The organism is Vibrio sp. R10-SG3-ISO10 (genome assembly GCF_059834185.1).
Window position 1 is genome coordinate 86,531 of sequence record NZ_JCBDHG010000015.1, and the last position, 22,069, is coordinate 108,599.

Annotated in this window: 18 protein-coding genes; 7 read left to right on the forward strand and 11 right to left on the reverse strand. The window is 45.4% G+C overall.

What is annotated here, in order from left to right:
* The first annotated feature begins 79 nt into the window (after nt 1–79).
* Nucleotides 80–541, forward strand: coding sequence for a hypothetical protein (locus tag AC6R16_RS07250; protein WP_500641483.1), 462 nt, complete (start codon nt 80–82; stop codon nt 539–541).
* Here AC6R16_RS07250 and AC6R16_RS07255 read toward each other — a convergent pair.
* Nucleotides 538–1,023 carry a putative 4-hydroxy-4-methyl-2-oxoglutarate aldolase gene (locus AC6R16_RS07255; RefSeq protein WP_004744732.1) on the reverse strand — a complete coding sequence of 162 codons (486 nt, stop codon included), beginning with the start codon at nt 1,021–1,023 and terminating at the stop codon, nt 538–540. The genes AC6R16_RS07250 and AC6R16_RS07255 overlap by 4 nt on opposite strands.
* A gap of 37 nt (nt 1,024–1,060) precedes the next feature.
* The gene (locus tag AC6R16_RS07260) at nt 1,061–1,450 is read right to left on the reverse strand and encodes a DUF3293 domain-containing protein (protein WP_500673997.1); all 390 of its coding nucleotides are present in this window, start codon (nt 1,448–1,450) and stop codon (nt 1,061–1,063) included.
* A 326-nt stretch (nt 1,451–1,776) separates the two neighbouring features.
* On the opposite strand from AC6R16_RS07260, the gene arcA reads away from it, so the two are divergent.
* On the forward strand, nt 1,777–2,493 hold the full coding sequence (arcA, locus tag AC6R16_RS07265; protein WP_038202903.1) for a two-component system response regulator ArcA: 717 nt from the start codon (nt 1,777–1,779) through the stop codon (nt 2,491–2,493).
* 116 nt (nt 2,494–2,609) lie between these two features.
* On the opposite strand, the gene hldE is transcribed toward arcA, so the two are convergent.
* The 3 genes from hldE to AC6R16_RS07280 all read right to left on the reverse strand — a co-directional run bounded on the left by hldE (nt 2,610) and on the right by AC6R16_RS07280 (nt 8,301).
* Entirely contained in the window at nt 2,610–4,040 is a 1,431-nt protein-coding gene (gene hldE / locus AC6R16_RS07270) for a bifunctional D-glycero-beta-D-manno-heptose-7-phosphate kinase/D-glycero-beta-D-manno-heptose 1-phosphate adenylyltransferase HldE (protein ID WP_500673998.1), read from the reverse strand.
* Nucleotides 4,041–4,092: 52 nt separating this feature from the next.
* On the reverse strand, nt 4,093–6,933 hold the full coding sequence (gene glnE / locus AC6R16_RS07275; protein ID WP_500673999.1) for a bifunctional [glutamate--ammonia ligase]-adenylyl-L-tyrosine phosphorylase/[glutamate--ammonia-ligase] adenylyltransferase: 2,841 nt from the start codon (nt 6,931–6,933) through the stop codon (nt 4,093–4,095).
* 111 nt (nt 6,934–7,044) lie between these two features.
* Nucleotides 7,045–8,301, reverse strand: coding sequence for a methyl-accepting chemotaxis protein (locus AC6R16_RS07280; protein WP_500674000.1), 1,257 nt, complete (start codon nt 8,299–8,301; stop codon nt 7,045–7,047).
* Between the two features lie 111 nt (nt 8,302–8,412).
* Here AC6R16_RS07280 and AC6R16_RS07285 point away from each other — a divergent pair, with 111 nt between their 5' ends.
* Entirely contained in the window at nt 8,413–9,180 is a 768-nt protein-coding gene (locus tag AC6R16_RS07285; RefSeq protein WP_500674001.1) for a potassium channel family protein, read from the forward strand.
* A 15-nt stretch (nt 9,181–9,195) separates the two neighbouring features.
* On the opposite strand, the gene AC6R16_RS07290 is transcribed toward AC6R16_RS07285, so the two are convergent.
* Nucleotides 9,196–10,713 (reverse strand): CYTH and CHAD domain-containing protein, encoded by a 1,518-nt coding sequence (locus AC6R16_RS07290; RefSeq protein ID WP_500674002.1) that lies wholly within the window; start codon nt 10,711–10,713, stop codon nt 9,196–9,198.
* Nucleotides 10,714–10,919: 206 nt separating this feature from the next.
* Between AC6R16_RS07290 and AC6R16_RS07295 the strand changes: the two genes are divergently transcribed.
* From AC6R16_RS07295 to AC6R16_RS07305, 3 genes are all read left to right on the forward strand, one after another.
* The gene (locus tag AC6R16_RS07295) at nt 10,920–11,600 is read left to right on the forward strand and encodes a TIGR00153 family protein (protein WP_004744740.1); all 681 of its coding nucleotides are present in this window, start codon (nt 10,920–10,922) and stop codon (nt 11,598–11,600) included.
* Between the two features lie 132 nt (nt 11,601–11,732).
* Nucleotides 11,733–12,992, forward strand: a complete 1,260-nt coding sequence (locus AC6R16_RS07300) for an inorganic phosphate transporter (RefSeq protein ID WP_500642206.1) — start codon at nt 11,733–11,735, stop codon at nt 12,990–12,992.
* 174 nt (nt 12,993–13,166) lie between these two features.
* Complete coding sequence (locus AC6R16_RS07305; RefSeq protein ID WP_500641477.1) at nt 13,167–13,778, forward strand: TIGR04211 family SH3 domain-containing protein; 612 nt, start codon at nt 13,167–13,169, stop codon at nt 13,776–13,778.
* A gap of 65 nt (nt 13,779–13,843) precedes the next feature.
* On the opposite strand, the gene AC6R16_RS07310 is transcribed toward AC6R16_RS07305, so the two are convergent.
* Both AC6R16_RS07310 and AC6R16_RS07315 read right to left on the reverse strand, forming a co-directional pair.
* Nucleotides 13,844–14,647, reverse strand: coding sequence for a general secretion pathway protein GspB (locus tag AC6R16_RS07310; protein ID WP_500674003.1), 804 nt, complete (start codon nt 14,645–14,647; stop codon nt 13,844–13,846).
* Entirely contained in the window at nt 14,640–16,262 is a 1,623-nt protein-coding gene (locus AC6R16_RS07315; protein WP_500674004.1) for an ExeA family protein, read from the reverse strand. The genes AC6R16_RS07310 and AC6R16_RS07315 overlap by 8 nt, the downstream gene beginning before the upstream one ends.
* A gap of 88 nt (nt 16,263–16,350) precedes the next feature.
* Between AC6R16_RS07315 and AC6R16_RS07320 the strand changes: the two genes are divergently transcribed.
* On the forward strand, nt 16,351–17,580 hold the full coding sequence (locus tag AC6R16_RS07320; protein WP_500674005.1) for a multifunctional CCA addition/repair protein: 1,230 nt from the start codon (nt 16,351–16,353) through the stop codon (nt 17,578–17,580).
* A 429-nt stretch (nt 17,581–18,009) separates the two neighbouring features.
* Here the strand turns inward: AC6R16_RS07320 and eno are convergent, their stop codons facing one another.
* From eno to mazG, 3 genes are all read right to left on the reverse strand, one after another.
* Nucleotides 18,010–19,308, reverse strand: coding sequence for a phosphopyruvate hydratase (gene eno / locus AC6R16_RS07325; protein WP_004744746.1), 1,299 nt, complete (start codon nt 19,306–19,308; stop codon nt 18,010–18,012).
* 77 nt (nt 19,309–19,385) lie between these two features.
* Nucleotides 19,386–21,026 (reverse strand): CTP synthase, encoded by a 1,641-nt coding sequence (gene pyrG, locus AC6R16_RS07330; RefSeq protein WP_486787301.1) that lies wholly within the window; start codon nt 21,024–21,026, stop codon nt 19,386–19,388.
* A gap of 146 nt (nt 21,027–21,172) precedes the next feature.
* Nucleotides 21,173–21,985, reverse strand: a complete 813-nt coding sequence (mazG, locus tag AC6R16_RS07335; protein WP_004744748.1) for a nucleoside triphosphate pyrophosphohydrolase — start codon at nt 21,983–21,985, stop codon at nt 21,173–21,175.
* Between the last annotated feature and the right edge of the window lie 84 nt (nt 21,986–22,069).

The following is a 22,069-nucleotide window of genomic DNA, read 5'->3' on the forward strand; positions in this document are numbered from 1 at the left end:
AAAACTTGCTACTAGTTCGTTCGTTTTATGCTTTAATTAGTTTTGCAGTGGAAAGCAGACAATAGCAAAGGAGTGGCATATGAAAATAATACTAAGCCTATCAGCGCTACTATGCGCCTGCCCGTTGTTTGCAACAGAACTGCCTCCCTTACCTTCTCAGCAGTCCACTTCGCCACATAAGATCTTTTTATCAACTGAAAACGATCAGTATGATTTTGATTCTTGGAAAATTGATGGTGGCTACTCTTACAACCTGTTCGACAAAGTCGACCTTTATGTCGGGGCGCGACTTAACAACAGCGATAAGATTAACGAGACTGGTTTTTTAAGTGGTGTGAGCTATCAATTGACACCAAGAGTCTCAGTACAAAGTACCTTACATTCCTACAGTGATGAGACCTTATCAGAAGGAAGAGAATCCAGTATTGCGGCAGAAGTATCAAGCCGTATGAAGTTAACTGATAACTTGGATGTGCATGCCACTCTCGACTATCAAGAGTGGCAAAAAGGAGTTGAAGTAGGACTGGGCTTTAGATTCTAACTCCAATCTAGCAGTTCAGTTGACATCAAAACGCCATTCCAATCCGCATAGATATAATCACCCGGTTGAATCATTTGATTGTGTATTGTCAGTGTGACATTCACTTCGCCAGCTCCACGTTTCTCTGTCTTAAATGGGCAAGTCCCCAAGGCTTTAATACCCAGCTCCATTTCGGCCATCATGCCGACATCTCGAACTGCACCATTGACGATCACACCTTCCCAGTTGTTATCAATAGCCAAGATAGCCAGTTGATCGCCTAGCAACGCTTTCTGACAAGATCCATGCCCATCAACAACAAGTACTTTTCCAGTCCCATCTTGGCTCAGCATTTCTCTTACTTTTGAGTTATCGTGATAGCAGCGCACCGTGACAATCTCGCCATAAAAGGCAAACTTCTGACCAAAGCTGTGCAGAGGTAACTCTAGCAAAGTAACTTTATCTTCATGCTTATCACAAATATCAGGGGTTATATCTTTCATTTTTCCTCCATGAACTTCCAAAATTAAAAATCGAATCCTATCGACAGCGGCTGCGCCAATTGCCTAGCGCAACCTTGCTTTGTTCTTCTAAGCAGGAGAGAAGAATCAGTCTTTCTCCTTCGACATAATAGATGGCGTTTTGTTGGTATTTTCGCCCTAACTCTAGCGCCTCATGTTGGCTAATTTGAACCGCAAAACTCTCTTCTACCCAAGAAAAATCTTCATTGCCCACTTGAACACTACACCAACAAGTATGGCTCACTTCCTGAGCTAAGTGTTGATTATTTCTGTCATTATCACTTTTTGACAGCCAAACACTTTTCGGGTTCCAAGCTGTAATAATAGCAAACTGGCTGCACATTATCTGTCGCTCAAATCGAAAGTAAGGATCGCAGTAGGCTTGCCAGAGGTCAGAATCAATTGCCATAAAACCACAACTTATACATTTAATAGATACTATTAATATTTGTTACATTCTAACTCTTGATATAAATCAACAAAGTGATTGGAATTAACATTTCTACGTTGTTAGCATGCTGTTAACATTATAGAATCCGCCTCAAAGACTAATAGAATGCAGAGGAAAAGGGACCTCTTAAGCGTAGAAAGGCAACACCAAGGATGGCGGGCGATCAAAGAGAGTGTATTTTTACAGTCTTTGGTTTATTATCAACATCACATTACCTGTATGTTATGTTTTTGCCTAGAATTTAATCTATTAGCACAAATTTTTCACAAGTTTAGGTACCGCCAATGCAAACCCCGCACATTCTTATTGTTGAAGATGAGCAAGTAACTCGTAACACTCTAAAGAGTATTTTTGAAGCAGAGGGATACGCTGTTTTTGAGGCCAGTGACGGTGAAGAGATGCACCAGGTGCTGTCTGATAACCAAGTAAACTTGGTCATTATGGACATCAACCTACCAGGCAAGAATGGTCTACTGCTCGCTCGCGAACTGCGTGAGCAAGCTAACGTTGCACTGATGTTCTTAACAGGCCGTGACAATGAAGTTGATAAGATTCTTGGTCTAGAAATTGGTGCTGACGATTACATCACTAAACCGTTTAACCCACGTGAACTGACTATCCGTGCTCGCAACCTACTGAATCGCTCGATGAATTCAAGCGCAGTTAGCGAAGAGAAGCGCAGCGTAGAGAAATATGAGTTCAATGGTTGGGTACTTGATATCAACAGTCGCTCACTGGTTAGCCCAAGCGGCGATGGCTACAAGCTACCACGTTCTGAGTTCCGTGCTCTACTTCACTTCTGTGAAAACCCTGGCAAGATTCAGACACGTGCAGACCTGTTGAAGAAAATGACAGGTCGCGAACTTAAGCCACACGACCGTACTGTTGACGTAACGATTCGTCGTATTCGTAAGCACTTTGAATCAGTTTCTGGTACACCAGAAATCATTGCAACGATTCACGGTGAAGGCTACCGCTTTTGTGGTGATCTAGAAGAGTAATCAACTCTTTATCAAAAAATGGAGCCAATCGGCTCCATTTTTGTATGTATTAGATATAAAAATGCTCGCTATTTAGCGAGCATTTTTTCATCCGTTTTTAGGGTCGTTGACCTAGGTTAGCCGCGGCCACCTTTGATGGCATCAATGATCTCAGTCGTTGAACAGCCGTCTTCAAAGTTAAGTACTTCAACTTTACCGCCATTAGCGATCACTTCTTTACCACCAGCAATCTCTTCAGGTTTGTAGTCTCCGCCTTTTACTAGCAAGTCAGGTAAAACTTCAGAGATCAAGCGCTGTGGCGTATCTTCACTGAAAGGTACCACCCAATCAACCGCACCAAGACCTGCTAATACCGCCATACGACGATCAGTAGGGTTCACAGGGCGACCTGGGCCTTTAAGGCGTTTCACTGATTCGTCTGTATTAACAGCAACAATCAAGCGATCGCCTAGCTCAGCAGCGTGGTTTAGGTAAGAAACATGGCCTGCGTGAAGAATATCAAAACAGCCATTAGTCATGACAACCTTCTCGCCTTTTGACTGTGCTTTCTTAACCGCTTCAATCAGCGCCTGCTCTGCAATCACACCAAAGTCAGTATCTTGGCTACCATGTACCGCTTCAGCAAGCTCAATGGTTGAAACTGTTGATGTACCTAGTTTACCAACAACGACACCCGCGGCTGCATTCGCAAGTGCACAAGCTTCATCGAGAGGCTTGCCTGCTGCGACAGAGGCTGCCAGTACAGAAATAACCGTATCACCCGCCCCCGTGACGTCATAGACTTCTTTCGCTTGAGTAGGAAGGTGGAAAGGTTCTTGCCCACGGCGTAGAAGTGTCATGCCATGTTCACTTCGAGTCACCAGTAGCGCTTCGAAGTCAAATTCTTCGATCAATGCCAAGCCTTTCTCGACTAGCTCTTCATCCGTTTTTACTTTACCAACCACATGCTCAAATTCTGCCATGTTTGGGGTCAGTAACGTCGCACCACGGTAACGTTCAAAGTCCGCACCTTTAGGGTCGATGAATACCGGTACTTTAGCGGCGCGTGCTTTTTGGATGAACTGCTGAACATGCTCTAGTGCACCTTTAGCGTAATCAGACAACACCACTGACTTCACTTTTGGTAACGCTTGTTCCATGCGATCTAGAATCAGCTCAGCATCAACGTTTTCAAATTTGTCTTCAAAGTCCAAACGAATCAGTTGCTGACCGCGGCTTAATACACGCAGCTTAGTAATTGTTGGGTAGTTTGGCAGTCCAACAAAGTCACACTTCACTTTTAGAGCAGAAAGCGTCTCGTTAAGCACTTTGGCGGGTTCATCAATCCCTGTTAAACCAACAATATGAGCATGACCACCAAGAGAGGCGATATTCATCGCAACGTTAGCAGCACCACCAGGACGCTCTTCATTGTTTTCTACTTTTACTACAGGTACTGGTGCTTCTGGTGAAATACGCCCCGTCGGCCCATACCAATAGCGATCTAACATCACGTCGCCGATAATAAGCACGCCAGAATCACTGTAGTTCGGTAGGATTGGCTTCATTGTGGTTCTCCAAATTCTAATTCGGGCAAGAGTTTAACATAAAGGCTCGACGTTATTCTAACCACTCGTGCCATAGCCTAGTCACAAGCTCACGCTCTTTGACTAATTTTTCATCTGCCACATCGGCATCAAGGTTTAATAAGTTGCGATGGTGGATCTGATCTCGCATTGTCGTGTAGGCATGAGTGAGCGCAATGGCGGCTCCTTCATCCATAATGCCTTGTGCCATCATGCTTTCAAATATACGCACATTGTCACTCCAACGAGTAAGCTTAGGCTTTTGATGGCTGTAGCGTAAGACAAGATATTGAGCTAAAAATTCAACGTCAGTGATACCGCCCGGATCTTGTTTAAGCATAAAGCGCCCTGCTTTCTTACCTCCCAAGTGATCACGCATTTTGACTCGCATTTCAGAGACATCTTTAACCAGTTTAGCTTCATCACGCTCCAAACAGAGAATATCGTGGCGGGTTTGCGCAAAAGCATGCTGCAGCGGGGCATCACCATAAATCATCCGCGCCCGAACAAGCGCCTGATGCTCCCAAGTCCAAGCCTCATCACGCTGATACTCATCAAATGCATCAGTAGGGCTTACCAACAAGCCAGAAGCACCTGACGGACGTAAACGCGTGTCGACTTCATACAATATCCCTGACGCGGTTCGCGTAGAGAAGATATGAATTATGCGTTGCGCTAAGCGTAAGTAGAACTGGCGACCATCAATCTCTTTTTTACCATCGGTATAAACATGTACCGGGCAGTCATGTATAAAGACGATATCTAAGTCCGAGTTATAGCCAAGCTCCCAGCCCCCCACTTTACCGTAGCCCACTACTGCAAAGCCTTTACCCTCGCGCTCTTTGATATGAGTCGGCTCACCATATTTCTCAGTCATCTGGAGCCAAGCTTGGCTCACTACCGACTCAACGATCGCTTCTGCGAGATAAGTTAAGTGATCACTTACTTTCATTACAGGTAAAACACCCGCAATATCTGCGGCAGCAATTCTTAAGATACAGATCTGCTTAAACTGGCGCAGCTCCTCCATCTGCTGCTCCATATCATCTTCTGGGATACGAGCAAGGAAGTCGCGCAGTTCAGTGCGATAACTTTCGAGTGGTATTGGGTTGTATAGCTGCTGCGGGTCGATAAGCTCATCAAGCAAGATAGGATAACGACCCAGTTGCTCTGAAATCATCGGGCTTGCGGTACACAAACGAACAAGCTGGACTAGAGCTGCCTGGTGCTCATCGAGTAGCTCCAAATACGTTGTTCGAGTGACAATCTTATGCAGTAAATGCAACACGCGCGGCAGGCCAAACTTGGCATCTTGATGGCTATAGATAGCCGAGAAGATCTTCGGCATCAGCTTGTTAAGCACTTCACGGCCACGTGGACCGAGAGTTTTCTTAGCCAAATCTTGCTTAAATTGGATAATGGTTTGCGCCATTTGCTGCGGATCATCGGCTTGAATATCATGCTCTAAGATATGCTCAATCACATCTTGTTTGGCCGCCATGTCCCATAGCTCGGTAAAGTGCTTAGCAATATCTTGCTGCTCTTCCTCTTCTTCACCGATCAAAGTGGCAAACACGGCATGAACATTGGCCATATGCTGTTGCACATCAGCAATAAGACCTGCCCACTGGCGATAGCCCATCGCCACCGCTAACTGAAGCTGTTCAGTGTCCGATTCTGGCAAGGTCTGCGTTTGCTTATCATCCATTGCCTGCAGTAAGTTTTCTAATCGACGTAAGAACTTATAAGCATTGCGTAAATGATCTGTTTCTTTGGCACTAAGCTGCTCTAGCTCTTCAATTGCATCAAGTGTTTGCAACAAACCACGCTGGCGTAAGCTTGGTTCTCGGCCACCGCGGATAAGCTGAAACACCTGAGCGATAAATTCAATTTCACGTATGCCACCCGCGCCAAGCTTGATATTGTTACTTAGCCCGCGACGACGCACTTCGCTACTGATCATCGATTTCATGCGGCGCAATGATTGAATCGCACTAAAATCGATATAGCGGCGGAAGACGAACGGACGCAGCATTTGACGCAACTCTTGATACTCGGGGTACATCTCTCGTCCCATCACACGCGCTTTGATCATCGCGTAACGTTCCCAATCACGCCCTTGCTCTTGGTAATAATCCTCTAATGCAGCGTAACTCATCACCAGTGGCCCGCTATCTCCAAACGGACGCAGACGCATATCGACTCGGTAACAGAAACCATCAAAGGTTTGTTGATCAAGTGCTTTAATGATCCGTTGCCCTAAACGAGTAAAAAATTGAGCATTAGCAATACTGCGACGAGCACCTTGTGTTTCACCGTTTTCTGGATAGGTAAAGATCAGATCGATATCCGATGAGAAGTTAAGTTCACCACCACCCAGCTTACCCATTCCAATAATCAGCATAGGTTGCGCTTCGCCTTGTGCATTGGTCGGTGTACCCCACAACTCACAACACGCTTTGTACTGCCATTGGTAGGTTTCGAAAATCATCGCTTCTGCAAGCTGTGACAAATGCTCTAAGCTCTGCTCTAGTGGCCACGACGCAGTAAAATCTCGCCAAGCAATATAAGTCATCTCTCGGTTGCGAAACTGCCTTAACACGCGATGGCCTTGCATTTCATCACTACACGATTCAAGTAACTGTGATAAACGTTGTCGGTACTGTTCGCAACGTGACTCCTCAGCCAACATAGCTGGAAGAGCTTGAAGCAGTTCTTCATCGCTACTTAAAGTCTGGCTAATAAACTTACTCAAGCCAGCCACATAACCAAGTTGTTGTTTTTGTTCAGTTGACCAGCTATTTAACGCTTGAGAGGTAGAAAGTGATTCCAGAGCAGAGTGAGAAATTGCAGTAAGACTTTCGGGCAGTTGCATGATTCTTCCTTGTAGAGAAATACCAATCGAGAGAAGGGTAACCCCTTATTTATACCAATAAAAAACGCCCACTAGTAGCGAGTGAGCGTTTATAAGGAATAAGTTGAGAAGCTAGACTCTAAATGAAGTGATCTTCTTGTCTAACTCTTCAGCGTTTTGCTGCATTATTTCAGATGTCTCAAGCAGCTCGGAAACCACAGTAACCGAGGCCTCAACCAGTTCACGAACGTTAGTTAGGTTCTGATTCATCTCTTCTGCCACGCTGCTTTGTTGACCGGCTGCAGTTGCGATTTGGAAATTCATATCGTTAATCTGGTGGACTTGACCAACAATACCATCCAGCTCGCTACCTGCATTAGTAACAAGCTCTACCCCTTCTGCTGCTTCAACAACGCTCTTCTCCATCAATTCAACCGCCGAGTTGGCACTTGATTGCAACTGGGTGATCATCTCTTGAATTTCAACGGTCGCTTGTTGGGTGCGCTGCGCAAGGTTACGCACTTCATCGGCAACCACAGCAAAGCCACGACCGGCCTCACCTGCACGAGCAGCTTCAATCGCCGCATTTAGTGCTAGTAAGTTAGTCTGCTCGGAAATACCTTGAATGGTACCGACCACACTACCAATAGAATCAACGCTCTCTTCTACTTGGTTCACCGCTTGGGCAGAAGCCGAAATGTCTTGTGACAGCTCACTAATCTTAACCACCGTATCTTGAACGAAACGCTGACCTGTTGCCGCTTGTCCTGACGCGTTTTCCGTCAATGAAGAGGCATTCTGCGCGTGATCCGCTACAGTTTGCACTGTCGAACTCATTTCACTCATCGCCGTTGCAAGCTGATCGATCTCATTAAACTCCTCCTGTGCCGACTCTTTGGTTTCAGACATGCTTAGCGTCATCACTTCCGTCAACCCAGCTAACTCCTGTGAAGAATCAACCTGCAACTTAATCATCTCTTGCAACTGCACTCGGGTTTTTTCTAGCTCACGTGCAACATCACCGTACTCGTCTTTACACTCCATTTCGATTGGCACTGATAAATCTTTCTCGGCCATGGTTTTAATCGAGTCACTTAGGTACTGAGTCTGGCGCAGCATCACACGTGCAGCAAACAACAGGAGAACAACGAAGACCACAATCATGATGACGGTTTGCCACACAACTTGGACTAAATAGGCTTCATAGTGCTGCTGTGCGACTTGCGCATTTTGTGTCGCTGCAAGCAGTGCATCATAAAATGTGCTTGCATCCCACAACTGCTTGCCAATGATCAGTATCGTACTGAACACCATCAGCATTACCATCTTGGGAACAAGGCGAATATCCGTGATCACTCGTTCCCATGGCTTAAATGCCATCTTGGTCATTGTCCATTCTCCATTTCGTCAATTTTATCTTTGCAGCGCTTTGTACTAGAGTGAGCGTAACTGAGACCCAATCCTCTGGTTTCACTGCAATTTATTTATTTCGAGCCTCGTATGAATAGAGATAATATCAAAGACGATACAAAACCGATGAGCTTGCTATCACTAATCCTGTCTTTTATGGCGTTATTTGTGATCTCTGGCTTACTGTTTTTTCCGCTGCACCTTGAAACTCGACAAGTTCTTATCGGCCTCGACTTTATTATCTGTAGCATATTCCTACTACAACTCGGTGTAGATTTGATCCGCTCTACAGATCGAGTGCAATTTATGAAACGCCACTGGATAGATTTCGTGGCCAGTATTCCGATGATCGAGCCTTTGCGCTATGCAAGATTATTTTCAATTTTGCGAGTGATCTTAGTAATACGTTCAAGTCGTAGCGTGATCAAACAGTTACTGAAAAACAAACATGAAACCACATTGGCTTCGATCTTGTTGCTTATGGTGATCTTACTGACAGCAGGATCAAGCATGATGTTGTTTATTGAAGGCCACTCACCTGATGCCAATATTCATGATGGTGGTGATGCGATGTGGTGGGCGCTAGTGACGATTTCAACGGTCGGCTATGGGGATCACTACCCAGTCACCAATGCGGGACGAATTTTAGCGGCGGGGTTGATCATCTGTGGTGTGGGCTTGTTTGGTATGATTTCAGGCTTAGTGACTTCAATGATAACCTCCCCCTCGAAAGTACAAACCACTCGTTCAGAAAACAAAGAGCGCTTACTGCTTGAGTTAGTCGAAAAACAAAACCAAATACTTGAGCGGATAGATCGGTTAGAACGACATCAAGAGAAACAAAAACGGGAACCCTGAGGCTCCCGTTATTAATTAATCTTGCCAGTATGGCTCGGCTTCAATACAGATGACTCGCGTCTGCTCCATCGCATGTAAAATAGAACTTTCTTGTCTTGCTAACCAACGCTCTAATTGTTCGCGCTCTTCACCTTCCAGCTTCTCAACCAGTTGCTCTAAGGTTTTTAGCTTAAGCAGATCGTCAGTACCATGCAGCAAATCGCTCCACGGCAAGCGGAAGCTATTCCGCTCATCAAAATCAAACAGGCTCGCAAAGCTCACCCCTGTATAGAGGTTACGCATCAAGCGGTATTGCTGCTCGATGTAATCAGCGCTAGTCAAACTTCTTTCTGGCGGAAACGCTTCCATCAACTCAGCCCAAGTACGATCCAATTGCTGAACGGAGAAATGCTCAATATTAAGTGACATCTTCTCACGTGACTTTTCATCTAAGAAAGGCTGCCAACCACGAGTAAGAATCCAGCGACTCAAATCGAGTAAAAGACCAGTGTAGCGAGCAGAGTTGAGTAGCTCTAGAATCTGCTCGCGAGTTGGTAGCTGCTGCTGTAACAGCTTAAGCTCACCAACAAGGAATTTGCGTGCGTCCAATTTACGCAGCGCATGGCCTTTGTCATCTAACAGATCATCTAAATAGTCGTAGTCATGCAGCCATTCGAGATCTTGCTCTAACCATTTCAATTCTTGACGTAAGATTGCGCTAGCTCGACGAGGTACCACGCCACCATAAACGGTGAGGATTTGACGAATAAAACTGATCGAGTTTTTGATTTCATGAACCGCTTCAATGGAGTTACGCTCTGAAAAAATCTGCTCGTGGTAATGCCAATGAGATAGCGCATGCTCTAGAGAGTTGATAAAACAAGATTCAACCGTATCGCTTTTGTCAGTCTTAACCAAAGGCAGAGACTTAACTTCGTCACCTTGATAATCCATCGCTAAACGGTAGCCCTTAGCCGCTTTACTCAAGTTACCTAGGCGCATCCCACCTTGCTCTGAGAAACTTCTCGCCAAAGTAAACAAGGCATCGGTTTGACCCGACTTCAACTCAAGCTCCACTTCACAAATAGGATCTTCTTTGCCATTTGCTTCCACTTTACCTTGGTCAAAGGCCACTTCAACTTGGCTGCCGTCTGGCATACCAATCAACCATTGCTCGCGGGTGAAGTTAGTAGCAAACAGTGGCTCTAACTCAGCTTGTAACGTCGCAATGTCTTTGCCTGCTGGCCAAATATCTTGTGGATGAAGGGTAAGATCTGGGTCGTTGCTGTCATGTTCAGCGTTGAATTCCGGTCTTTGGTGCAAACCCGCAACAACGCGTCCAGCGGTTTTAACCGTTTGCACATAGACATCATCAAAACGACGAATACGAAGGCCAATATCGTGTTGACGCAACCATTGGTCAGGCGTATCGAAATAGGTGTTCCCTAACTCTCGACAACTGTGCTGAAGTACCTTAGTTTCTGATATTTTCTGACGCAAAGTCTCTGAAAATTCGGGAGAAACAAAAAACTTCAGTTCTATCTCGGTTTCCATAGCTATACCTTTCAAAGCAGATAGAGACAGGATATTGCCAATTTTCTTACTCGGCAAGAAAGAAATATCGCGCTAATGATGATCTAAAACAGTTTTAATGAGTGATTTAATGGGTTAACATGCGCGCCTTTATAGCCATCGTTCAACATTTCGCCATGAAATGGTGTATGTTAGTTTTTAGGTTATATTAATTGGGTTGAATGACCATGCCAGTAAATACAATTATGGGGTTATTTGCAAAGTCCCCTATTAAACCTTTGCAGCGCCACGTTGTGTGTGTAAACGAATGTTGCTCGCACCTAGTCAACTTTTTTGAAGTAAGTTCAACGGGAGACTGGGAAAAAGCATCTGAAATTCGTGCACAGATTTCTCACCTAGAGAAAGAAGCAGACGTACTAAAGCGCGAAATTCGTCTTAAACTTCCTCGCGGTTTGTTTATGCCAGTAGATCGTAGCGATATGCTTGAACTACTTACGCAGCAAGACAAGCTCGCAAACCTTGCAAAAGACATTGCTGGCCGAGTTTATGGCCGTCAATTGACTATCCCTGCACCTCTTCAAGAAAACTTCATTGCGTATGTAAAACGTTGTTTAGACGCAGCAGAGCAAGCGCAGAAAGTTATCAATGAGCTTGATGAGTTATTGGAAACTGGATTTAAAGGCCGTGAAGTAACACTTGTGGCTGAAATGATCCACCAACTGGATGTGATTGAGGACGACACCGACGCGATGCAGATTCAACTTCGCCAAGACCTAATGGCGATTGAAGCGGATCTGAATCCGATTGACGTGATGTTCCTTTACAAAATTCTAGAGTGGGTAGGTGGTATTGCTGATCAGGCGCAACGTGTTGGTGCGCGTCTGGAAGTCATGCTGTCTCGCTCATAAACATAAGTTAACCAAATAACGAAGAGCATCTAACTAGTTCACACCCCGATTAGGCGATAAATACTGACGCGCTGAAGGGGTTTTGTCGTGCTGAATTTTTGCTCCGCTTGTTATCAACAACTAGGTATTACGATGGATATCCTTGCGAACTACGGCACTGTCCTGATTATTATTGCAGCAGCTTTCGGTTTTCTGATGGCGATTGGTATTGGTGCGAATGACGTTGCCAATGCGATGGGTACATCAGTAGGTTCAAAAGCATTAACCGTGAAACAAGCGATCATTATCGCGATGATCTTTGAATTTGCGGGTGCATATCTTGCAGGCGGTGAAGTAACCGACACTATCCGTAAAGGCGTAATTGAAACGTCCCTATTTGCTCATCAGCCTGACGTCCTCGTCTACGGCATGATGTCAGCTCTTCTTGCAGCTGGTACATGGCTACTACTTGCCTCATATATGGGGTGGCCTGTATCAACGACTCACTCAATCATCGGTGCGATCATCGGTTTTGCGTGTGTATCTGTTGGTACGGAAGCTGTCGACTGGGGGTCAGTACAAGGTATCGTCGGTAGCTGGATTATTACCCCGGTTATCTCAGGCTTCTTTGCTTACGTAATCTTTGTCAGCGCACAGCGTTTGATATTCGATACCGAAAAACCGCTATTTAATGCCAAGCGCTTTGTGCCTGTGTACATGTTTATTACCACTATGGTTATCGCTCTGGTAACCATCAAGAAAGGTCTTAAGCACGTAGGTCTTCACCTTTCAGATGGTGAAGCTTGGATGTGGGCTGCAGGTGTTTCCGCGCTCGTTATGGCAGGTGGTTACTTCTACATTCAGAAGAAATTCGCTAGCCGCGAAGATGATCACGGCTTTGCTGGTGTAGAAGGTATCTTCAGCGTTCTTATGGTTATCACTGCGTGTGCAATGGCTTTTGCACACGGTTCGAACGACGTAGCAAATGCGATTGGTCCACTGTCAGCGGTGGTGTCAACTGTTGAACACATGGGTGAAATCACAGGTAAAAGCACGATCGCATGGTGGATTCTACCACTAGGTGGTTTTGGTATTGTTGTAGGTCTTGCGACTCTAGGTCATAAAGTAATGGCAACCGTAGGTACTGGTATTACTGAGCTAACTCCAAGCCGCGGTTTCGCAGCTCAGCTAGCCACGGCGTGTACTGTGGTTCTAGCTTCTGGTACTGGTCTTCCTATCTCGACCACGCAAACTCTAGTTGGTGCGGTTCTTGGTGTGGGTTTTGCCCGCGGTATTGCAGCACTAAACCTAGGCGTGGTACGTAACATTGTCGCTTCATGGATTGTAACTCTACCTGCAGGTGCGCTACTTGCTGTTGTGTTCTTCTACGCAATTCAAGCAATGTTCATTTAATCAATAAGGTCAGTGATCTGTTAACTCACTGTCATTATTGACTCAAAACCGCATAAAGGGAGGCTCAGCCTCCCTTCTTTGTTGCAGTCAACCTAGAAACTACTTACTATTTGGCGTTAGCAAAGAAATAGATTATGGGTTTGCAGACCCTCTTAGACTGTTAAAGGATTTACCGTGAAAAAACTGGTTTGCTTCGTTCTGGCATCAATGCTTGCTGTTCCGGCAGCAATGGCTCAAGACCGTTACATTTCTGATAAGCTATTTACCTACATGCACTCTGGTCCTAGCAACCAATTCCGCATCATCGGCAGTGTTGACGCTGGTGATAAGGTGAAGCAAGTTTCTACAAATCGTGATACTGGCTACACACAAATTGAAGATGCGAAAGGACGTAAAGGTTGGGTTGAGAGCCGCTTCGTTACTCGTCAAGAGAGCATGGCCCTTCGTTTACCTAAGCTAGAAAAAGAGTTGGCTGATGTGAAAGAGAAGCTTGCCAATGCACGCTCGAATGCAGACCAAGAAAAAGCAGGCCTGATTGATTCTCTAGAAACACGTAACACGCAGATAAATGAGCTAGAGCAAGGCTACAGCGACATGAGTAAGCAGCTGTCGGCATCACAAGAAGAAGTTCGTAAGCTGCGCGCTAAACTAGATACGCAAAAAGATGACCTACTGCTTAAATACTTTATGTACGGCGGTGGTGTCGCAGGTCTAGGTCTACTATTTGGTTTGATTCTTCCTCATATCATTCCACGCAGAAAGCGTTCTCCGTCTGGTTGGGCGTAAACGCTGCTACAAAGTTAGATACTAAAAAGGTCACCTCGGTGACCTTTTTTGATCCGTTTGAAACCCTATCCTTGCCAATCATACAAAGCGGGCACTTCTATTAACTCGCCTTTAAAGCGTATTAAACAAGATTGCTGCTCAATGGCTACCAGTTCAATATTATCATTAACCCAATCACCTTGGTTATACTCAATACCGTTAATCTTGACCCATCGCTTGCTTGGTTTGCTCGAATAGACGTGGGTTTGGAAATTTAAGGCTGGCAGCTTGCCATACCAACGCTGCGCCTGTTGAGATAGGTTCGAAGCTTCGCTGTTTTGTCTGTTTGATTCAGGTGTCGGATTGCTACTCAGCGCAGACTCAAACCGTTGCGCTAACTCTGGCGACAGCTGCGAAAGATCAAGCCCAGATAGCAGGTCATCACTGCTTTCAGAGACATGACTCTCCGCTGCATTGCTATCAACATGACTATCAACAGTACTCGCTTGCTCTAAAACTTCTTGAGGTAACGAACTGTTATCCTGCTCAATTTGGTTTAACCAATCACTCTGAGCCGAATTGCTGTTGTCACGATAAGTGACAGCCAAAGGGCCAAAATCAGGAGCTTGACTAGCCGTGTATTCAAAAGGGACTTCAACTAGAACGGTTTCGGCAACATTATGCTCCAGCCAGCGCTGTTTCTCTGCTTGATAGGTTTGAAATGCCATTACCCCTGCTACCAATATAGGCGGAAGCAGCGCGAATACGATGTTGCGTCCTTGGCGAGATTCTTTCTGCTGCGCGACAGCATGAGCAGGTGTTTGATGAAACGACGAAAGATTTTGATGACTGCGCTCAGAGTGCTCTAAGGCTTGCATAACTTTAGACATTAGAACTGACCTCACGAGACGTTAATGTAGGCGCTTGTGGCTGAGAAAGCTTTTCCAAAAGGCGTAATGTTTTACGCCCCGCAATACCATCCACCGTTAACCCTTGCCAACGTTGGAACAACTCCACTTTATGTTTAAGCTGTTCATTAAACTGGTTCTTTCCAGAAGGCTGTTCCCCTAATACTAGGGAAAGGTGCTGATCTAACACCGCAATGGCCTCGCCGCTCATACCCGGTTTTAAGGTTTGGTTCCAATGGCCCTGCCATATCTCGCGATATTCGCCCCGCCATATACTGCTTAGCCATTCACGCTCAAACTCGAATACTTGATCGTTAGCTAACAGCTGAACATGGGTGTCAGATAGCCCTAACAACACAGCGAAACGAGGTTGTTGATCAATATTCAATGTCAGCACAACCGGCACATTTTTCTCAGCAAGCTGTTCCAGAGAGCCGCTCTCAAGCGCACAGCGAAACAGAGCTTCGCCATTATCAAGACACAACTGGTCCAACACTGAAGCTCGATATCCCCACACTTTGTATAAAGCGGCAATCGCTACTTCTTGATTGTTGGCTTGATTAAGTTGCTCTTTCAAAACCTGGGGGAAGACATTTTTTTTCTGCTGTACGTTTTCAACCGCTGGGTATTGCTGTTGTAATTGATTAACGACAACTGGTGTAACAAGTGTCGGCGTTGCGTAGTATGCGCTAATCGACAAGATAGTTCCGACTAGAATAGAAAGTACGCTCGGAGAAAGGGAAACTTTTTTGCTAGAAGCCTTACTCGCAGCAGGCGGCACTGAGCCAGTTTGAAAGCTCATCACATCATCGCAGGCCGTCACAACGATATTGTGTGTCGGCTGCGCTTCTCCAATGCTATAAGCTTGCTTAAGGCTCGCATCACACACCAAGTTAATAAGACGAGGAATGCCCTGCGTTTGCCGAGCTATATATTTAATCGATTGAACAGAGAACAATTCAGGATTACCACCAGCCAAAGCGAGACGAAACTTAATATAGTCTCTGGTTTCCTCTTGATTGAGGGGCAACAAATGATATCGACCGGTAATTCGCTGCGCTAACTGCCTTAGTTGCGGCATTTGTAGTTTCTGCTGTAACTCGGGCTGACCAATCAACAGCACCTTAAGTAACTTTTGGCTTTCCGTTTCAAGGTTGGTCAGTAAGCGTAGTTGTTCAAGGACATCTGCCGATAAATGCTGAGCTTCATCAATCACCAATAGGGTTTGAACCCGATTCGCATGGTTATCCAATAGAAATTGATGAATCAACTGATTGAGCTGCTTTAGAGAAGCGTTTTCCTGATAATGGATATCGAACTCATCGCACACCGCTTCTAACAACTCAATATTTGAGAAAGTCGGATTTAAGATCAGCCCTGCTCGCGTGTTGTCTGCTAGAGTTTTAAGTATCGATTTTGCAATGGTCGTTTTACCGGTTCCCACTTCACCCGTCAGCATAGCGAAGCCGCCTCCTTCACCTAGCCCAGCTTGGATTTGGAAGATAGCTTCTTTATGACGTCGGCTCTGATAGAGGAAACGAGAATTAGGCACAATAGAAAATGGCAATTCTGTCAGTGCAAAATGTTGTTGATACATAACTCTCTTCTCTGGGAATTCAGTGCTAAGAAAAGTACCATTGCTAGCACGATTAGCCAATGCCAAACTGATGAAAAGGGAGAGCTAGGTGCAAAGATACCTTGTTGGCGGCGCAGTTCGCGATCAACTGCTAGATATTGAAGTCTATGATAGAGACTGGGTTGTTGTCGGTTCAACCCCTGAAGAGCTACTTAGAAAAGGCTATACCGCCGTTGGTAAAGACTTCCCAGTATTTCTTCATCCGGAGAGTAAAGAAGAACATGCGCTTGCAAGAACTGAACGTAAAGTCGGCTCTGGCTATACCGGGTTTGAATGTTACTTTGCTGCTGATGTCACCTTAGAAGAAGATCTGCTCAGACGCGATCTGACCATCAATGCGATGGCGCAAGCCCCTGATGGCAATATTATCGATCCCTTTAATGGCCAGCGAGATCTCAACGATCGGATCTTACGTCATGTTTCTCAGGCGTTTACTGAAGATCCTCTCCGTGTACTTCGAGTCGCGCGCTTTGCCGCTAAACTTCACCACTTAGGCTTTAGCGTTGCCGATGAAACTATTGAGTTAATGCGCTACATTGCCAACTCTGGTGAGCTAGAGCACTTAACCGCTGAACGGGTTTGGCAAGAGTGGCATAAGTCGTTATCAACCCAAGACCCGCAAGTATTTCTCTCCGTCTTAAAGCAGTGTGATGCTCTCAAGGTTGTCTTGCCTGAGCTCGATGCTTTGTTCGGTGTTCCGCAACCCGAAAAGTGGCACCCCGAGATTGATACAGGTATCCACACGCTGATGGTCGCTAAACAAGCTGCACTGCTTAGCGAGTCTCTTCCAGTAAGGTTTGCCTCTCAAGTTCATGATCTTGGCAAAGGCATTACACCAGAGTCTGAATGGCCGAGTCATAAAATGCACTGTCATACTGGGTTGAAACTGATCAAAGCACTGTGCGAGCGTGTCAGAGTTCCTAATGAATATCGTGACCTCGCATTGATGGTCTGTGAGCAGCACTCCAATATTCATCGAGCTAGTGAGCTTCGCCCAGAAACAAAACTTAAAGTGCTGAACAAGTTTGATGTATGGCGTAAGCCGGAGAGCTTACAAGACATTCTGATTTGTTGTATGGCTGATAGCCGTGGGCGCACTGGATTTGAAGATATCGACTACCCGCAAAAAGCCATTTTTGAACAGGCTTACAAAACCGCTCTTTCCGTTAACGTGCAAGACATTATTAAAGATGGGTTTAAGGGGGCGGGAATCAAAGAAGAAATGGAAAAGCGTCGGGTTGAGGCGATTCGAGAGCTGAGAAGCGAGAATAGAGAATAGAGAATAGAGATACGCTCAAAGAGTTAAGCTCTAACGTGAACAGATACGGCCAACAAGTCTCGACCATTTCACCACGAGAACTTCTCGAAGGACGAAGTCCGTTCCCGACTCTCGTAGGGCGAAGCCCGATCTCGGAGCAAAGCGCTCTGCCCCATAAAAAAAGCGCTCCACCTAAGTGGAGCGCTTCGAAAGCTTTAAAGCGAATAATTCAGCAAATTGCTATGAATTACTGACCTTTAACTTCTTTTAGGCCGTTGTAAGGAGCTTTAGCGCCTAGAGCTTCTTCGATACGGATTAGCTAGTTGCTTTCTTTTAGGTATAGCAGCAACACAGTCAGAACGGCTCATTGCTCTTAGAGCCTAAAACGCAAAATGCCTCACTAAAAAGTGAGGCATTCATTAAAGCTATAAGCTAATAATTCAGAGTGAATTACTGACCTTTAACTTCTTTAAGACCGTTGTAAGGAGCTTTAGCGCCTAGAGCTTCTTCGATACGGATTAGCTGGTTGTACTTAGCAACACGGTCAGAACGGCTCATAGAACCAGTCTTGATTTGACCTGCTGCTGTACCTACCGCTAGGTCAGCGATAGTTGCATCTTCAGTTTCGCCAGAACGGTGAGAGATTACTGCTGTGTAACCTGCATCTTTAGCCATCTTAATTGCAGCTAGAGTCTCAGTTAGAGAACCGATTTGGTTGAACTTGATAAGGATAGAGTTAGCTACGCCTTTCTCGATACCTTCAGCAAGGATCTTAGTGTTAGTAACGAATAGATCGTCACCTACTAGTTGAAGCTTGTCACCTAGTAGTTCAGTTTGGTGCTTGAAGCCAGCCCAATCAGACTCGTCTAGACCGTCTTCGATAGAAACGATTGGGAACTGGTTAGCTAGCTCAGCTAGGTAGTGGTTGAACTCTTCAGAAGAGAAAGTTTTACCTTCGCCCTTCATGTTGTAGATGCCTGCTTCTTTGTCGAAGAACTCAGATGCAGCACAGTCCATAGCTAGAGTTACGTCTTTACCTAGTTCGTAACCTGCAGCAGCAACAGCTTCTGCGATAACTTCTAGAGCTTCAGCGTTAGACTTAAGGTTAGGAGCGAAACCACCTTCGTCACCAACTGCAGTGCTGTAGCCTTTAGACTTAAGAACTTTAGCTAGGTTGTGGAATACTTCAGCACCGATACGTAGACCTTCTTTAAGAGTCTTAGCACCAACTGGTTGGATCATGAACTCTTGGATGTCAACGTTGTTGTCTGCGTGCTCACCACCGTTGATGATGTTCATCATTGGTAGAGGCATAGAGAACTGACCTGCAGTACCGTTTAGTTCTGCAATGTGCTCGTATAGAGGCATGCCTTTAGCCGCTGCAGCAGCTTTAGCGTTAGCTAGAGAAACAGCTAGGATTGCGTTAGCACCAAACTTAGATTTGTTTTCTGTACCGTCTAGCTCGATCATTACTGCGTCGATTGCAGCTTGGTCTTTAGCGTCTTTACCAACTAGAGCTTCAGCGATTTCGCCGTTTACAGCTTCAACAGCTTTAAGAACACCTTTACCTAGGAAACGAGCTTTGTCGCCGTCACGTAGCTCAAGAGCTTCACGTGAACCAGTTGATGCGCCAGATGGAGCAGCAGCCATACCTACGAAACCGCCTTCTAGGTGTACTTCAGCTTCTACAGTTGGGTTACCACGTGAATCGATGATTTCACGACCTAGAACTTTAACGATCTTAGACATTGAATGTTTCCTTCTCGTTGAATATATAATGTCAAAATTAAGGGCAGCAGCACTACTAACGCTACTGCCCGTATCCTTTACTTCTCTAATTCGTCGCGTTGGTATTCACCAGCCGCTTTCACGAAACCTGCAAACAGTGGGTGACCGTCGCGAGGTGTTGAAGTGAACTCTGGGTGGAATTGAGCCGCTACAAACCATGGGTGAGCTGGGTTCTCAATGACTTCAACCAGTTTCTTGTCAGCAGATAGACCAGAAACTTTCAGGCCTGCTTTTTCAATCTGTGGACGTAGGTTGTTGTTCACTTCGTAACGGTGACGGTGACGTTCGTGGATTGTCGCGCTACCGTATAGTTCACGCGCTTTCGTCCCTTTCTCAAGGTGACATAGCTGTGAACCAAGACGCATTGTACCGCCTAGGTCAGACTTCTCAGTACGCTCTTCAACGTTACCATCGCCGTCTACCCACTCAGTAATCAGACCAACTACAGGGTATTTAGTCTCTTTGTTAAATTCTGTTGAGTGTGCACCTTCCATACCCGCAACGTTACGCGCGTATTCGATCAGTGCCACTTGCATACCTAGACAAATACCTAGGTAAGGTACTTTGTTTTCACGCGCGTATTTAGCCGCAAGGATCTTACCTTCTACACCACGGTCACCGAAGCCACCTGGTACTAGGATCGCGTCTAGACCTTCTAGCGCTTCATTACCTTTGCTTTCTACGTCTTGTGAATCAACGTACTTAATCTTAACGCTTAGACGGTTCTTAAGACCTGCGTGCTTAAGTGCTTCGTTTACTGATTTGTAAGCATCTGGTAGTTCGATGTACTTACCAACCATACCGATAGTCACTTCACCCGTTGGGTTTGCTTCTTCGTAGATTACCTGTTCCCATTCTGACAGATCTGCTTCAGGAGCAGTAATGCCGAAACGAGAACATACTAGGTCGTCTAGACCTTGAGATTTGATTAGTTGAGGGATCTTGTAGATTGAATCTACGTCCTTCATAGAGATAACCGCTTTTTCTTGTACGTTACAGAAAAGAGCGATCTTCTTACGTTCATTCGCTGGGATCATGCGATCAGAGCGACAAACAAGAATATCTGGCTGGATACCGATAGATAGCAGTTCTTTTACAGAGTGCTGAGTCGGTTTAGTTTTCACTTCGCCCGCTGCTGCTAGGTAAGGAACCAGTGTTAGGTGCATGAACATTGCGCGTTCACGGCCTAGCTCTACTGCTAGCTGACGAATGGCTTCCATAAATGGCAGAGATTCGATATCACCTACCGTACCGCCCACTTCAACGATAGCAACATCATGACCTTCAGAACCTGCGATTACGCGGTCTTTGATAGAGTTAGTGATGTGAGGGATAACCTGAATCGTTGCACCTAGGTAATCACCACGACGCTCTTTAGCTAGAACGTCTGAGTAAACACGACCTGCAGTGAAGTTGTTACGCTTAGTCATTTTGGTGCGGATGAAACGCTCGTAGTGACCAAGGTCTAGGTCAGTTTCAGCGCCATCTTCAGTGACGAACACCTCACCGTGTTGAGTCGGGCTCATCGTGCCTGGATCAACGTTGATGTAAGGGTCAAGCTTCATCATAGTCACTTTAAGACCACGAGCTTCTAAAATAGCTGCAAGCGATGCTGCTGCAATACCTTTACCTAGAGAGGATACAACCCCGCCAGTAACAAAAATGTAATTTGTCGTCATGTTTAACCTGAAATTGGTTGAATGAGGGAAAATGGATTTCTTCTGGACGGGATATAAATATACCAGAAGCCCTTAACCGCCACAACGTGAAATCTATCACACTGCAATTTTTTATTTTTTGCTTCAAATCAAATTCGAGTAACGGATTAGTTGCCACTACCTTTATCTACTTCTAGCGCTTTTACTCTGTCCCAAAACGCATCTAACTGATCTAAATCGTAATCTGTTAGCTGTTTGCCTTGCTCTGCGACCATGGCTTCGACACCTTTAAATCGTTTAGCAAACTTTAGGTTGGCTTTACTCAGCGCGACCTCTGGGTCTTTTCCTAAATGACGCGATAAGTTGACCGTTGCAAACAGCAGGTCTCCGAGCTCAAGTTCAATTTTTTCTTCATCAGGAGCGACTTGCAGTGCCTCTTCCATTACCTCTTCAATCTCTTCCTGAACCTTACCGACTACCGGGCCAAGCGAGTCCCAATCAAAACCATATTTAGCGCATTTCTTTTGCATCTTTGTGGCACGAGATAACGCAGGTAGAGAATTTGGTATTGAGTCTAGAATACTTTGTTCTTTTTTGCCTACTTGAGCTTTTTCTTTTGCTTTTTCTGCTTCCCAGTTGGCATTGATCTGCTCATCTGACTCAAACTCGACATCAGAGAAAACATGCGGATGACGACGAGTCAGCTTCTCATTGACGGTTTCAACCACTTCCGAGAAATCAAACAGCTGCTGCTCTTTAGCCAGTTGACTATAGAAGATAACTTGAAAGAGCAGATCCCCAAGCTCTTCTTTTAGGTTTGACCAATCGCGATTTTGAATCGCATCAACAACTTCATAGGTCTCTTCAATGGTGTGAGGAACAATAGTGTCGAAACTTTGTTTTAGATCCCAAGGACAACCACTTTCTGGGTCACGAAGCTGCGCCATAATCTGTTCTAACTGTTCAATCGGGTGACTCATATTCCTTCTTCCTTTAAATCTTCTGTCTAAAGAACTTTCATTCAAATAAAAAGGTGAGCAGTACAAACCACTCACCTTTCATTT

What these genes read in the sequence shown, in the direction of transcription:
- AC6R16_RS07250 (WP_500641483.1), top strand. Translation starts at nt 80, where the DNA reads ATGAAAATAATACTAAGCCTATCAGCGCTACTATGCGCCTGCCCGTTG.
- AC6R16_RS07255 (WP_004744732.1), bottom strand. Translation starts at nt 1,023, where the DNA reads ATGAAAGATATAACCCCTGATATTTGTGATAAGCATGAAGATAAAGTT.
- AC6R16_RS07260 (WP_500673997.1), bottom strand. Translation starts at nt 1,450, where the DNA reads ATGGCAATTGATTCTGACCTCTGGCAAGCCTACTGCGATCCTTACTTT.
- arcA (WP_038202903.1), top strand. Translation starts at nt 1,777, where the DNA reads ATGCAAACCCCGCACATTCTTATTGTTGAAGATGAGCAAGTAACTCGT.
- hldE (WP_500673998.1), bottom strand. Translation starts at nt 4,040, where the DNA reads ATGAAGCCAATCCTACCGAACTACAGTGATTCTGGCGTGCTTATTATC.
- glnE (WP_500673999.1), bottom strand. Translation starts at nt 6,933, where the DNA reads ATGCAACTGCCCGAAAGTCTTACTGCAATTTCTCACTCTGCTCTGGAA.
- AC6R16_RS07280 (WP_500674000.1), bottom strand. Translation starts at nt 8,301, where the DNA reads ATGACCAAGATGGCATTTAAGCCATGGGAACGAGTGATCACGGATATT.
- AC6R16_RS07285 (WP_500674001.1), top strand. Translation starts at nt 8,413, where the DNA reads ATGAATAGAGATAATATCAAAGACGATACAAAACCGATGAGCTTGCTA.
- AC6R16_RS07290 (WP_500674002.1), bottom strand. Translation starts at nt 10,713, where the DNA reads ATGGAAACCGAGATAGAACTGAAGTTTTTTGTTTCTCCCGAATTTTCA.
- AC6R16_RS07295 (WP_004744740.1), top strand. Translation starts at nt 10,920, where the DNA reads ATGCCAGTAAATACAATTATGGGGTTATTTGCAAAGTCCCCTATTAAA.
- AC6R16_RS07300 (WP_500642206.1), top strand. Translation starts at nt 11,733, where the DNA reads ATGGATATCCTTGCGAACTACGGCACTGTCCTGATTATTATTGCAGCA.
- AC6R16_RS07310 (WP_500674003.1), bottom strand. Translation starts at nt 14,647, where the DNA reads ATGTCTAAAGTTATGCAAGCCTTAGAGCACTCTGAGCGCAGTCATCAA.
- AC6R16_RS07315 (WP_500674004.1), bottom strand. Translation starts at nt 16,262, where the DNA reads ATGTATCAACAACATTTTGCACTGACAGAATTGCCATTTTCTATTGTG.
- eno (WP_004744746.1), bottom strand. Translation starts at nt 19,308, where the DNA reads ATGTCTAAGATCGTTAAAGTTCTAGGTCGTGAAATCATCGATTCACGT.
- pyrG (WP_486787301.1), bottom strand. Translation starts at nt 21,026, where the DNA reads ATGACGACAAATTACATTTTTGTTACTGGCGGGGTTGTATCCTCTCTA.
- mazG (WP_004744748.1), bottom strand. Translation starts at nt 21,985, where the DNA reads ATGAGTCACCCGATTGAACAGTTAGAACAGATTATGGCGCAGCTTCGT.